Origin of the sequence: Fredinandcohnia onubensis, from assembly GCF_002734285.1 — a bacterium.
Classification (GTDB): domain Bacteria; phylum Bacillota; class Bacilli; order Bacillales; family Bacillaceae_L; genus Ferdinandcohnia; species Ferdinandcohnia onubensis_A.
On record NZ_NSEA01000003.1, the window covers coordinates 77,799 to 91,606 of the forward strand.

The 13,808-nt window shown below is 38.2% G+C and carries 10 protein-coding genes; 5 read left to right on the forward strand and 5 right to left on the reverse strand.

Annotated features, from left to right (window positions below; translation table 11 throughout):
* Positions 1–99: 99 nt before the first annotated feature.
* Positions 100–1,101, forward strand: coding sequence for a catabolite control protein A (ccpA, locus tag CKJ95_RS03205; protein ID WP_099351959.1), 1,002 nt, complete (start codon positions 100–102; stop codon positions 1,099–1,101).
* A 30-nt stretch (positions 1,102–1,131) separates the two neighbouring features.
* On the opposite strand, the gene CKJ95_RS03210 is transcribed toward ccpA, so the two are convergent.
* From CKJ95_RS03210 to CKJ95_RS03220, 3 genes are read right to left on the reverse strand one after another with little or no spacing between them, the layout of a single operon-like run.
* Positions 1,132–2,289, reverse strand: a complete 1,158-nt coding sequence (locus tag CKJ95_RS03210) for an acetoin utilization protein AcuC (RefSeq protein ID WP_099351960.1) — start codon at positions 2,287–2,289, stop codon at positions 1,132–1,134.
* Positions 2,286–2,933 (reverse strand): acetoin utilization AcuB family protein, encoded by a 648-nt coding sequence (locus tag CKJ95_RS03215; RefSeq protein WP_099351961.1) that lies wholly within the window; start codon positions 2,931–2,933, stop codon positions 2,286–2,288. Before CKJ95_RS03215 ends, CKJ95_RS03210 begins: the two co-directional genes overlap by 4 nt.
* A gap of 31 nt (positions 2,934–2,964) precedes the next feature.
* Positions 2,965–3,597 carry a GNAT family N-acetyltransferase gene (locus tag CKJ95_RS03220; RefSeq protein ID WP_099351962.1) on the reverse strand — a complete coding sequence of 211 codons (633 nt, stop codon included), beginning with the start codon at positions 3,595–3,597 and terminating at the stop codon, positions 2,965–2,967.
* Between the two features lie 194 nt (positions 3,598–3,791).
* Here CKJ95_RS03220 and acsA point away from each other — a divergent pair, with 194 nt between their 5' ends.
* Entirely contained in the window at positions 3,792–5,510 is a 1,719-nt protein-coding gene (gene acsA, locus CKJ95_RS03225) for an acetate--CoA ligase (RefSeq protein WP_099351963.1), read from the forward strand.
* Between the two features lie 50 nt (positions 5,511–5,560).
* Here the strand turns inward: acsA and CKJ95_RS03230 are convergent, their stop codons facing one another.
* Positions 5,561–8,482 (reverse strand): transglycosylase domain-containing protein, encoded by a 2,922-nt coding sequence (locus CKJ95_RS03230; RefSeq protein WP_099351964.1) that lies wholly within the window; start codon positions 8,480–8,482, stop codon positions 5,561–5,563.
* A gap of 150 nt (positions 8,483–8,632) precedes the next feature.
* On the opposite strand from CKJ95_RS03230, the gene tyrS reads away from it, so the two are divergent.
* Positions 8,633–9,892 carry a tyrosine--tRNA ligase gene (tyrS, locus tag CKJ95_RS03235; RefSeq protein ID WP_099351965.1) on the forward strand — a complete coding sequence of 420 codons (1,260 nt, stop codon included), beginning with the start codon at positions 8,633–8,635 and terminating at the stop codon, positions 9,890–9,892.
* 91 nt (positions 9,893–9,983) lie between these two features.
* Here the strand turns inward: tyrS and rpsD are convergent, their stop codons facing one another.
* Complete coding sequence (gene rpsD / locus CKJ95_RS03240; RefSeq protein ID WP_099351966.1) at positions 9,984–10,586, reverse strand: 30S ribosomal protein S4; 603 nt, start codon at positions 10,584–10,586, stop codon at positions 9,984–9,986.
* Between the two features lie 408 nt (positions 10,587–10,994).
* Between rpsD and CKJ95_RS03250 the strand changes: the two genes are divergently transcribed.
* Both CKJ95_RS03250 and megL read left to right on the forward strand, forming a co-directional pair.
* Complete coding sequence (locus CKJ95_RS03250; RefSeq protein WP_099351968.1) at positions 10,995–12,416, forward strand: sensor domain-containing diguanylate cyclase; 1,422 nt, start codon at positions 10,995–10,997, stop codon at positions 12,414–12,416.
* A gap of 150 nt (positions 12,417–12,566) precedes the next feature.
* A complete protein-coding gene (gene megL / locus CKJ95_RS03255; protein WP_099351969.1) occupies positions 12,567–13,745 on the forward strand; it encodes a methionine gamma-lyase in 1,179 nt (392 codons plus the stop codon).
* Positions 13,746–13,808 lie beyond the last annotated feature (63 nt).

A 13,808-nucleotide genomic window follows, 5' to 3' on the forward strand; every position in this document is an offset into this window, starting at 1 on the left:
CGTATGATTATTAGATAAAATAAGCAAACATGACATTTGTTTGAATAAAAAAGTTAATACTAACATATAAGTGGTAACTTGAAATAAGGAGTGCTGTCAATGAATGTGACAATCTATGATGTAGCGAGGGAAGCCAATGTCTCCATGGCAACCGTATCGCGTGTTGTAAATGGTAACCCAAATGTAAAACCAACAACTCGAAAGAAAGTACAAGAAGCAATTGATCGATTAGGCTATCGCCCGAATGCTGTTGCTCGTGGATTAGCTAGTAAAAAAACGACAACAGTTGGAGTAATCATTCCAGATATCTCAAATATTTTTTATTCAGAGCTTGCACGTGGAATTGAAGATATTGCGACAATGTATAAGTACAATATTATCCTGAGTAACTCTGACCAAAATAAGGATAAGGAACTCCACCTATTAAATACAATGCTTGGAAAGCAAGTGGATGGTATTGTCTTTATGAGCGGTAATATTACGGAAGAGCATGTCGAGGAATTTGAAAAGTCGCCTGTTCCGATTGTATTAGCTGCCTCAGTGGAGAGCACAAATACGGTCCCGGCCGTAACAATCGATGTCGAACAGGCTGCATACGACGCAGTAACAGAATTTGCTAATAAAGGTCATAAGAAAATCGCGTTTGTTACTGGTCCATTAAATGAACCAATTAATGGTGAAAAGAAATTAAATGGTTATAAACGAGCTATTGAGGATGCAGGACTTTCTTACAACGAAGAATTTGTAATTGAAGGTGATTACACATACGATTCTGGAATTGAAGGTTTTGAGAGAATTCATGAATTAGCAGATAAGCCAACTGCTATATTTGTAGGTACAGATGAAATGGCATTAGGTGTAATCCATAGTGCACAAGATTTAGGGTATTCGATTCCTAATGATTTCGAAATTATTAGCTTTGATAATACACGATTAGCACTCATGGTGCGTCCTCAGCTTACATCAGTTGTTCAACCGATGTATGATATCGGTGCTGTGGCGATGCGACTTTTAACTAAGTTCATGAACAAGGAAAATGTTGAAGAACAAATCGTGACATTGCCACACCGTATTGAATTTAGAAATTCAACCAAAGAATAGTTGAAAAACACGGCTTGATGCCGTGTTTTTTTATTTATTATTCCGTATTGGGTAAAGCGTTTTTGTTACGGTAAGTGCATTTTTTTCCTCAATTTCTGCTCTTCTAGGAATGGGCGGATAAATAGTAGGCTCATCATCCCAAAAAGCTGGAAGAGTGAGTTTTGCATTTGGTTGCCATTGATTGATCCATTCGACTGGAAGTGCACCACTTATATTTGATTTTTCAATCATCTCAAGCCAGATTAAAGACCATGCTCTAGGTACGACTCTCCATATGTCATATCCGCCTCCACCGACTGCAATCCAGCGACCCTCACAATACTGATGAGCAAGTTGATGAGCAAGCTTTGGAATTTCACGATAGATTTTCATTGTTGCAGACAAATGGGTTAATGGATCATAATAATGCGAGTCGACACCGTTTTGCGTAAAAATAACATCTGGTTTAAAAAACTCAGTTACTTCTGTAAAAGCGGTCGTGTAGGCATGTAACCATGAATCGTCCTCAGTGAATGCATCTAGCGGAATATTAAAGGTATAGCCATAGCCCTTGCCAGACCCCCGCTCAGTCACATTTCCTGTCCCAGGAAATAGATATCGTCCTGTTTCATGAATTGAGAGTGTACAAACAGTTGGGTCATCATAAAATGTCCACTGCACACCATCTCCATGATGTGCATCTGTATCTACATAAAGAACCTTTACATTATATTTCTTTTGCAAATAACGAATCGCGACTGAACTATCATTGTAGACACAAAATCCTGAGGCCTTCCCACGGAATCCATGGTGGAGTCCACCTCCTAAATTAAGGGCATGCTTCGATTTCCCCGACATTACATGGTCTACTGCCGAAAGGGTAGCGCCAACCAATAATGCACTAGCCTCATGCATTCCGGGAAAAATAGGAGTATCCTCCGTACCGATTCCATAGCTATATCCTGTTTCTTTAGGGAGTTTACCTTCCCCTGCTAACTTAACAGCCTCTATAAATTTAGGGTCATGGACGAGCTCCAATTCTTCATCTGTCGCTACTCTAGGTGGAATGATATCCGATTCTTCTAATAAGTTCAAACTTTTGAGTAGATCATATGTAAGCTTTACCCTCGTTTGATTAAAGGGATGATCATTACTAAATCGATATTTTAATAATTCGTCCGAATAGACAAAGACAGATTCTTTCGTCATAATTGTGGCCCTGGAATGGTTGGCCATAGTACAGTGTAGCCACTATCAATTAGATTAGTAATGATCTTATTTGGATTCATTGTTTGAACTCGTAACACAATTATTTTATATTGCGTGTCCTCCTTGTCAGGGTAAACAAGAACACTGTGTATATTTACATTATGATTTTTAATGACATTGACAACATCAGCGAGTGTTCCTGCACGATTATGTACTTTTATTTCGAGTTGTGAACCTGGTTGATTTGCACCTGTTAGTTGTGCAAAGGTATGAAGTAAATCTGTCTCAGTTATAATTCCTACTAACTTTCCATTGGATTCAATTGGGAGACAGCTAATCCGATACTGGAAAAAAATAGCAGAAATCTCCTCAACAAAGTCAAGCGGATGTCCGGTTATTACATCTTTTACCATAATGTCTTTGAGTGGTGAATCTAGTGTTTTTTCATTGTTCGTATAGTCTAGGATCGAAGGCTTTGCATCACGAATATCACGGTCACTAATTAGCCCAATTATGTTTTGATTTATATCTACCACAGGTATATGACGAATTTTTTTCTCATCCATTATTTTAATTGCTGTTGAGATCGTGTCATCAGCTGATAATGTAATGACATTTTTCTTCATAATTTCTTCAACAATCATGCGAATCCCCCCTTACTCACTTAATACTCACTTAATACATGAATCGATTCATAAAGCGTAATCGGTCAAATCTTTCAATCGTATCCTGATTTACTCGTTTGCCAATTCGAGCCATTAAACAGTTGGCAGGGTGTGAACTAATTTCAGGGTCATCTGTTGCAAACCATTCAAGCCCACCGGCACTCATCATTTTTTCCATTACCTTACGATACTCCCAAACATTCAGGCCTGTTCCTTTTAAGTCCCAATGCCAATAATATTCAGTAGTTATAATGAGATAGTCTTCCATAGCATCATCCATCATAGAAACAATTAAAAGATTCTTTCCAACTCTACTGCCTCGAAATTTTGGAATAACTTCGATTGCCCCTAGTTCTATTAAATTTTCTATTTTCCCCTCAGACCAGCGCTCAAGTGGGTCTGGGTAAAGGTATGTAACATACCCTACAATGGTATTATGCTCTCTTGCGATAATAATTCTACCTTCAGGAAGATCAGCAATTTCAATCAATGCTTTATGCTGTTGGTTTGGAGGGCGAAATGCTACCAAGTCCTCGTGAAATTCATAGCTTGCAAGAGCCTCTCCAGTTATGGGACCTTCAATAATGAGCGTACCATGAGAGGTTTTAAGTTCCTTTGCGTTATAAGTTTTCTTATGCTCCACAATGTCACCACCATTCGTAACGTCAATATCATTATACAGGAAACTAGTACAAATGAAGCGTTTTCAGCTTCTGTTACGTTAATTATACAATTTTACAGAAAAATAATATATAAATAAAATTTTAAAAATTGAGAAAAGACGAGTTTTATTTTATAATAGAATAGTAAATAACTTACATAAAGGGGAAATGTATAGTGAAAGTGGAAGCGCTACCAGCAACTAAAGGCAATTATAATTTAAAAGATTATGATGAAGCATATGCGAATTTTGATTGGGCGGAGGTAGAAAAAAGTTTTTCTTGGTCAGAAACAGGCAGGGTTAATATTGCTTATGAAGCAATCGACCGTCATGCAGAAGGTGTAAGGAAAAATAAAATTGCCCTATATTATCGTGATCCATCACGTGATGAGAAATATACATTTAAAGAAATGAAAGAATATACGAACCGTGCGGCTAACGTGTTAAAACAAGCAGCAGATGTGGAAAAAGGTGATCGAGTATTTGTATTTATGCCACGTTCCCCAGAATTGTATTTTACAGTACTAGGGGCTATTAAATTAGGGGCAATCGTAGGTCCACTATTTGAAGCGTTTATGGAAGGAGCAGTACGCGATCGCTTAGAAGATAGTGAAGCGAAGGTAATTGTCACAACTCCAGAATTAGTGGATCGTATCCCATTTAATGATCTTCCTGCATTAAAGCATATTGTCCTCGTTGGTGAAAATGTTACTGAGGATGGCCCATTTATCGATTTTCTTGGACGTTTAAAGACAGCAAGTAAAGAGCTGCAAATTGAATGGGTTGAAAGAACGGATGGCATGCTCTTACACTATACTTCTGGTTCGACAGGTAAACCAAAGGGAGTCTTGCATGTTCATAACGCCATGATCCAACAATACCAAACTGCGAAATGGATTCTCGATTTACAAGAAGATGACATCTACTGGTGTACAGCTGACCCAGGTTGGGTAACGGGTACTTCATACGGCATTTTTGGACCTTGGCTAAACGGAGCTTCAAATGTCATTGTAGGAGGACGTTTTAGACCGGAAAATTGGTATCAAACCATTGAAGATTTTGGAGTTACTGTTTGGTATAGTGCTCCAACTGCATTTAGAATGTTAATGGGCGCTGGTGATGAACTTGTAAAACAATTTGATTTAAGTACATTGCGCCATGTATTAAGTGTTGGAGAGCCACTTAACCCTGAGGTTGTTCGTTGGGGAGTAAAGGTCTTCAACTTACGAATCCATGATAACTGGTGGATGACAGAAACGGGTGCACAGCTTATTAGTAATTACCCTTGTATGGAAGTCAAACCAGGTTCCATGGGTAAACCATTCCCTGGAATTAAGGCTGCCATTGTTGATGATCAAGGTAATGAATTACCACCAAACCGCATGGGCAACCTTGCAATTAAAAAAGGCTGGCCATCAATGATGTATCAAATTTGGAATAATCCCGCAAAATATGAGTCCTATTTTATGCCTGGAGATTGGTATGTATCGGGGGATTCAGCATATATGGATGAAGATGGGTACTTCTGGTTCCAAGGTCGTGTCGATGACGTAATCATGACCTCTGGTGAGCGTGTAGGACCATTTGAGGTTGAAAGTAAGCTTGTTGAACATCCTGCAATTGCAGAAGCCGGTGTTATCGGAAAGCCTGACCCAGTCAGGGGGGAAATCATTAAAGCGTTCGTGGCACTCGTTGATGGCTTTGTTGCGACAGATGAGTTAAAAGAAGAAATAAGAGATTTTGTGAAAAAGGGATTAGCGGCACATGCTGCCCCTCGTGAAATTGAGTTTAAGGATAAGCTTCCAAAAACTCGTAGTGGTAAAATCATGAGACGTGTTCTTAAGGCGTGGGAGCTTGATTTACCGACAGGCGACCTTTCTACAATGGAAGATTAAAATGTTAACAGAAAAAGAGGTGATCCACTGGATCACCTCTTTTATATTGGTTAATTTCCGTCGTTTTCTTTACCGTTACCTTTACCTTTGCCATTATTTCCATTCTCATTATTAGCACCGTTATCCCCTTCAGCAGGAGGGCTTGGCGGTGGTGGGGTAACGACCTCTGGCTCTGGTTTGTAGTCGCCATTCTTGATTAAAGTTGAATTTGCAAGTGGCGTTTCTTTACCAGTGACATCAACAGCAGTAACATAATAGGCTGCAACGGCGTTTCCAACGTTAAATTGTAAATTCTTTGTAGCAGGAACACTTCCAATTTTCTTGAAGTCTGCTGTGAAATTTGCTGCAGAATAGATTCGATATCCAATGACATCATTGTGATCATGTTTTGCCCATTTCAATGTACCTGAAGAAATCGAGGCACCTTTTACTTGGGACGGAACTGAACCATTATCTTTAAGTTCAGTAGATTCTGTCACGACAAGGTTCTTCCAACGATTATTATTAGGAAGCAGTTGTGAAATGGCCGCTGAATCTTTTAAACCATGCTCCGCTAAAAACTCTTTCTTGATCATGATTCCTTCTTGCACAAATTCCTGTGGTGCACTTGATGGTACACGATAGGCTTTGCCATTTACTTCAATATACTTACCTTTTACAAGGTTATCATCGACCTTCGTCGGAACAAATTTTGCGTTATATATGTCAGATTGTACAAGACCGGCTTCACGACATAAATCTGAAGGAAGTAATCCAGAAAGTCCACAATAGGAGCGACTTACAATTCCTCCAGGCATTTTAAAGTTCTCTTTTGGCTTAACAAGCTCTGGTTTCACATCATATACTGCATTCAATTGTTGTGCCCACAGAAGAATATTTCTTCTTGAATTATAAAGTCCTTTATAATTTAATGCCACTGGCTTTGGTGTATCATAGCCAATCCAAGTACCAAAGGTTACATTTGGGTTTGTTGCAACAAACCAAATATCCCACCAGTCGTTGGTTGTACCCGTTTTACCGGCCCAATCCGCATTAAACTTAAGGTAGCTATTCATTGATGCAGCTGTACCACCATTTATAACATCACGCATCATATCGATTGTTAGATACGCAGTTTGTGGAGAGAAAACCTCAACAGGTTTCACTTCATGCTCGTATACTACATCTCCGTCGTTCGTTTCAATTTTTTCAATCATATAGGCATCAATGAACTTACCTTCGTTAGCAAATGTTGCAAACGCATTTACATTCTCTTCAACTGAAACTCCATCCGTCATACCGCCTATTGCTAAAGATGGTGCATGATAATCTTTTTCATTTAAAGAAGTGAACCCCATTTTCTCTAGGAAAGTAATTGGGCGGTGATCAAATGCCTTTAAGTAAGTCTTGATGGCCGGGATATTCTTAGAGACTTGTAAAGCACGTCTTGCAGACATTAGACCATCAAAGTCATTTGCCCCACCCACGTTATATGGAGTATATTTTCCATATGAAAACTTTACATCGGCAATTACACTTCCAGGCTGTACGAGTCCTAGTTCCATTGCTGGAGCATAGTCCAAGAGCGGCTTCATTGTTGAACCGTTTGAACGCTTCGCACCTAGAGCATGATTGGTTTGTTCACGTTCGAAGTCACGACCGCCCACAAAACTAATTATTTTTCCTGTCCTATTTTCAATTAATACAGAACCGAGCTCTTCTGGTTCGATTACTTGCACATCTTCATTCGTTTCTAAGTTTTTCTTCGTTTCTTTTCGATCTGGACCAAAATATTGAAAATTCTTTACTGCCTCTTGCATTGCATCATATACTTCTTTGTCAATCGTTGTATGGATTTTGTATCCATTTTGACGAAGGTTTCTATCTGCGATAACTTGATAGTGTGATCGAAGTTCCTTGTTTTCTTCAAGATCCTTTTCCTCGTATCCATCATCCTTAGCCAATTTTTTCATCAAAATGTCAGTGGCACGTTTTTCTACCTCAACTGTTAACCAAGGATATTTTTCAGTAGGCTCTGACTTAGGTGGGGCTAGGTTTGCACGAATATCATAGGCAAGTGCTTCTTCATATTGCTTCTGTGTAATGAAGCCACCAGTAAGCATTCGCTCTAAGACTGTTTTCATCCGGTTGAGACCGGGTTCCAAGTTTTCTTTTACCTTTCCACCCTGGTTTGAGAATGGAGTATACACATATGGGTTTTGAGGTAGACCAGCGATAAATGCTGCTTGTGGAAGGTTTAAATCCTTTGCATCTACTCCAAAAATCCCTTTGGCTGCTGTTTGAACTCCAGCGATATTTCGACCTGATGAATTACGGCCATAAGGAATAATATTTAGATATGCTTCTAAAATTTCCTCTTTATCAAAAAACTTTTCAAGTCGTAATGCGATGAGTATTTCCTTAGCCTTCCGGTCAAAGGAAACTTCATTTGATAAGATTTGGTTTTTGATCAATTGCTGGGTTAGCGTACTTCCTCCCGTTTGGATGGGAGAATTTGTTACATCCTGTACGATTGCCCGTAATATCGATTTTGGAACAACTCCATCGTGTTTATAGAAATATTGGTCCTCAGTAGCAATAACAGCATCTAAGACAAATTGTGAAATATTTTCGAGTGCTATTTCTTCACGTTGCAGGTCTGCCCTTAATTGGCCAAGGTAGACCTCATTTGCAAAGTAGACCTCCGTGTTTTCTTCATAGTTATAAATATCTTTTTGTAGACTATCATAGCTACGAACAGGTTCGTCCTTTACCAGAGATGCAAAGTAACCTGCACCAGCTCCACTGGCAAAGCCAAATCCAAGCAGACCAATAATAAAGAAAATTAAAAATAAGTTCCATACAACTCCGTAAGTAACTCTTGCGCCTTTTCGAGCTTTGTTTCCTGTAACCGCTTGAATGACTTTATTTGATAGGACTCTTTGCCAAAAAGAGCTAATTTTTTCAAATATCTGTGATTTATTTAAATTCATAATCATCCCCCTAAAAATCCAAGTTTATTATAGCATATAGCGTAGGGTCATTAATATTATTTTATGAATTTCCATTATTTAATTTGACAATAATAGACAGAATGTGATAGAAAAACCTTATTATAAGGTTAAAAGGAGAATCGAAATTTAATGGATGTTATACAGGATTTGACCTATAGGGGATTGATAAATCAAGTAACGGATCAGGAAGGTTTACAGAATACCTTAAAGAATGAAAAGATTAAATTGTATTGTGGATTCGATCCAACAGCAGATAGTTTACATATTGGCCATTTAGTAGGGGTTTTAACATTGAGAAGATTCCAATTAGCAGGGCATCAACCAATTGCATTAGTAGGTGGAGCGACTGGTTTAATTGGAGACCCAAGTGGTAAAAAGGCAGAAAGAACGTTAAATCCGAAAGAGGTTGTCGTGCAGTTCAGTAATAGCATTAAAAATCAGCTATCACGCTTTTTGGATTTTGAAGCAGAAGGAAACCCAGCTCAAATTGCAAATAACTATGATTGGATTGGAAGCTTAGATTTAATCACTTTCTTGCGTGACATAGGAAAAAGCTTTGGTCTAAATTACATGCTCGCTAAGGACTCTGTGCAATCTCGTCTCGATGCAGGGATTTCATTTACAGAGTTTAGCTATATGATTTTACAATCCTATGACTTCTTGAAACTCTATGAAGATGTAGGCTGCCGACTTCAAATTGGTGGAAGTGACCAATGGGGGAATATCACAGCTGGACTTGAATTAATTCGAAAGACAGTCGAGGATTCAAAAGCATTTGGTCTAACTATACCACTAGTGACGAAAGCTGATGGAACTAAGTTTGGAAAAACGGAAGGTGGTACAATCTGGTTAGATAAAGATAAAACGTCACCTTATGAGTTTTATCAATTCTGGATTAATACAGATGACCGTGATGTTGTTCGCTATTTAAAATATTTTACATTCTTATCCAAAGAGGAAATTGAGGGTCTTGAAGCAGAAATTCAAAATGCACCTGAAAAGCGATTGGCACAAAAGACGTTGGCAGAGGAAGTAACGAAATTGGTTCATGGTGAAGCTGCTTTAGAGCAAGCTGTGAAAATATCAACAGCATTATTCTGCGGTTCTATCCGTGAATTAAGTGCAGAGGAAATTAAACAAGGTTTTAAGGATGTTCCTTCATATGAATACAATGGGGAAACTGAGGTTGGTTTAGTTGATTTATTAGTAATGAGTAAAATTTCCCCATCGAAGCGTCAGGCACGTGAGGATATTGGAAATGGAGCCATCTATGTCAATGGTGAGAGAATCCAAGAAGTTGATGCGGTCTTGACTTCGCAAAATCGAATCGAAGGTCAATTCACCGTCATCCGTCGCGGTAAGAAAAAATATACCTTAATCAAATATTAAAGTAGACAAGGTGCTCCCACGAGGAGCACCTTATTCAATATATTTACGCAACAAAAAGAGGGAAGGGATATCCCTTTCCTCTTTATGAAGATTAACGAGAGTAGAACTCAACGATGAATGCTTCGTTAATTTCTGCTGGTAATTCAGAACGCTCTGGTAAACGAGTGTATGTTCCTTCTAGCTTATCAGCATCAAAAGTTAAATATTCTGGTACGAAAGTAGTAGCTTCGATAGCTTCTTTAATTGCAACAAGGTTACGTGATTTTTCACGAACTGCAATCGTTTGACCAGGTTTTACACGGTAAGATGGAATATCAACGCGGCCACCATCTACAGTAATATGACCATGGTTAACTAATTGGCGAGCTGCACGACGAGTACGAGCAAGACCAAGACGGTAAACTAGGTTATCTAAACGTGATTCAAGAAGAATCATGAAGTTTTCACCAAGGATCCCTTGCATTTTGCTTGCATTGTTGAATGTAGTGCGGAATTGACGCTCATTCACACCATACATATGACGAAGCTTTTGTTTTTCTTGTAATTGTAAACCATATTCAGAAAGCTTCTTGCGTTGGTTAGGACCATGTTGTCCAGGAGCGTAAGGACGCTTTTCTAATTCTTTACCAGTACCACTTAATGAGATTCCAAGACGACGGGATAATTTCCAGCTTGGACCAGTATAACGAGCCATGAATGACTCCTCCTTCAATGTTTTTATTTTGTTGTAAAATAAAAACAGATGTGCTAGATGCTCTCGACTATTTTGTTTTCATGTACCTTCGCTCTAGCAGCCAAGAGTTACGTGATACACCATCTATGAGCTAAAAGCTCACGTAGAGGAACAAAATAGAACAAAAACCTACTCACATACGCTGCAATATTTTACACAACGATCATTATATGATTTTTACTAAAGGAAGTCAAGTTATCATAAAAATATACATAAAACGGCAAGATCTTCGACTTTTTATGGAGGAAATTCGATTATAAACATAAAGACGTAATAAATTTGGATTTTTTACGATATAATAAAACATTTTTCGTGCATTTTCTATTATAATAGATTTAATAAGTACTTATGTTAGATGGGTGATAAATCATGAAGTTTCCAAATGAAGAGTTGAGATATGAGCAACTATTTAGAGTAACCTCTAAGTTTCATTCAACAATGGATATAGATGCTGTGCTCGAAGAGGTTATGAATACATTACAAGATGTATACCCATCATTTACATTTACCTTATTTCTTGCACATGATAATAAACGACATAATGTTATTCCGATTAAAGATATACAAGAATATGAACATGGTGAACATTCGCTTGTTATGCAAGCGTTTGTATCTGGAGCTTTGCAACTTGAAGATTCGGTTGCCGATAAAAAATCGGTCATTTATGCTCCTTTAAAAGGTAGGCAGGGTGTTTATGGAGTTTTACAAATTAACGCCCATTACGGATTGGTATTTCCGAATTCAGAGATCCAGTTTATTGAACTTTTGGCTAATACAGCTGGACATGCATTCGAAAACGCTCAACTCTACCAACAATCCAAACAATTAATTGCTGACCTACAATTAATTAATGAAACTTCACATAAGTTAAATTCTAATTTACGATTAACAGAAACAATGACATTCATGACATCTCAAATCAAAGCTTCCTTTGGCGCAAATGAAGTAGGCTTTTTATTACAATCGAATGAACAAATAGAGGTACTTCCGGGAAGTACTACTTTTTTTGAAGAAGGACATGGCGAGCAATATGTTTTATATTGCCTTGATCGAATTTTAACAGAAAAAGAACCTCTATTCATAGGAGATTTACAGGGAGATCCAGCATTGGGCAAATCCATCTATCGATCTATGATGTCTGTTCCAATTGTACAAGGCAATGAAATTTTGGGTGTTGCCATTGTTTTACATGAACTGCCTTATTTCTTTTCTTTTGACAAATTTAAACTCCTGCAATCCTTGATCTATCATTCATCCTTGGCTTTTACAAATTCAATCCTCCGGGAGGAACTTGAAAAATTGGTAATCACCGATTATTTAACCAAACTTTATTCCCGTAATCACTTAGAGGACTGTGTGCACAAATCATTGGAAACAGATGCTTTTGGTACGTTTATATTAATTGACATTGATGATTTCAAAGGCATTAATGACACTTATGGTCATCAAGTTGGAGACGAAGCGATTATTCAAATAGCTAATCTCATCAAGGAAAATATCCGTGACAATGATATAGGAGCAAGATGGGGTGGAGAAGAACTCGCAATTTATCTGCCTAGAGTAGATTTAGCTTCAGGTATTGCTGTTGCAGAACGGCTCGGAAAAAGGGTGGAACAGAATTCAAATCCCAAAATCACAATTTCATGTGGGGTGGCTACCTGGTATAAGGAATTCAGAGAAACATTTCAAAGTCTATTCCACCGTGCAGACAATGCACTGTATGTAGCTAAACAATCAGGGAAAAATCAAGTTATTCCTAGTGAAAATAAAGTAATTGAAGGGCATCTATAAATGGATGTCCTTTTTGGTGAAAAAAAGAACTTGTCCTCGTTAACGAGTAAAACCAAGTAAACCTCTACGAAAATAGAAAACGCTTTCAAAACAACCCTTCTTGTCATATGCTAATGATATAATCAAAAGTTTTAAGGGGGATAAGGGAGCATGAGCAAGGAAAGTAAATATTTTGACACTTTAGCGATACATGGTGGCGGACCAACTTCTCCAAATGGGAGTTTAACACCACCACTTTACCAAACATCAACTTTTACATTTGAAACAGCTGAACAAGGAGAAGCTCGTTTTGCTGGAACGGATGAAGGATATATATATTCTAGATTAGGGAACCCAACAGTAAAACTTTTAGAAGAAAGAATTGCTCTCTTAGAGGGCGGGGATGCAGGGCTTTCATTTGGATCAGGGATGGCTGCTGTCTCGGCTGTGTTACTTGCATTAACAAAATCCGGTGATCATATCCTCTGCTCACAGGGATTATATGGGTGTACCTTTGGTCTACTTCAGATGATGAATGAGAAGTACAATATTGAACATGATTTCAGTGAAATGGACGATGAGGAGGAAATAATTTCCAAAATTACTCCACAGACAAAACTAATCTACATTGAGACACCAATTAATCCAACTATGAAACTCATTGACTTACAAAAGGTTGTTAAGATTGCGAAACTGCTTAATATCCCTGTTGTTGTGGACAATACTTTTAGTTCACCGTATTTGCAGCAACCAATTAAATTGGGCTGTGATATTGTGGTACACAGTGCCACAAAGTATATTGGAGGACATGGTGATGTTATCGCAGGTCTTGTCGTTGGTAAAAAGGATTTTATTCAACAGGTGGCAATGACAACAAAAAAGGATATTGGTGGTATTATGTCTCCGTTTGATGCATGGCTTTTACTTCGCGGGCTAAAAACACTGCCTGTAAGGATGGAGCGCCACTGCGATAATACAGAAAAAATCGCATCGTTACTAAAAGAACATAAAAATGTGGAGCGAATTTTTTATCCTGGAGATATAGAAAGTCCAGCGTACGAGATAATGAAAAAACAAATGAGCAAGCCCGGCGGACTTATATCTTTTACAATTAAAGGCACAAAGAAGGACGCGCAAAACGTTCTAAATCGAGTAAAGTTAATCAAAATTGCTGTGAGTCTAGGTGATACAGAGACTCTCATTCAGCATCCAGCAACAATGACACATGCTGTTGTACCAGAAGAATCCCGATTAAAGATGGGGATTACAGATAATTTAATTCGACTTTCGGTAGGATTAGAAGCATGGGAAGATATATGGGATGATTTAAATCAAGCGTTAAACGGATAAAGGGAGAACTCAAATTGAGAGGTCCAGCGACTCGTTAAGACGGGTAAATAAAAATGCCAGAGA

Coding starts and splice junctions, on each gene's coding strand:
- ccpA (WP_099351959.1), top strand. CDS start 100: ATGAATGTGACAATCTATGATGTAGCGAGGGAAGCCAATGTCTCCATG.
- tyrS (WP_099351965.1), top strand. CDS start 8,633: ATGGATGTTATACAGGATTTGACCTATAGGGGATTGATAAATCAAGTA.
- CKJ95_RS03210 (WP_099351960.1), bottom strand. CDS start 2,289: ATGACGAAAGAATCTGTCTTTGTCTATTCGGACGAATTATTAAAATAT.
- CKJ95_RS03250 (WP_099351968.1), top strand. CDS start 10,995: ATGAAGTTTCCAAATGAAGAGTTGAGATATGAGCAACTATTTAGAGTA.
- rpsD (WP_099351966.1), bottom strand. CDS start 10,586: ATGGCTCGTTATACTGGTCCAAGCTGGAAATTATCCCGTCGTCTTGGA.
- megL (WP_099351969.1), top strand. CDS start 12,567: ATGAGCAAGGAAAGTAAATATTTTGACACTTTAGCGATACATGGTGGC.
- CKJ95_RS03215 (WP_099351961.1), bottom strand. CDS start 2,933: ATGATTGTTGAAGAAATTATGAAGAAAAATGTCATTACATTATCAGCT.
- CKJ95_RS03230 (WP_099351964.1), bottom strand. CDS start 8,482: ATGAATTTAAATAAATCACAGATATTTGAAAAAATTAGCTCTTTTTGG.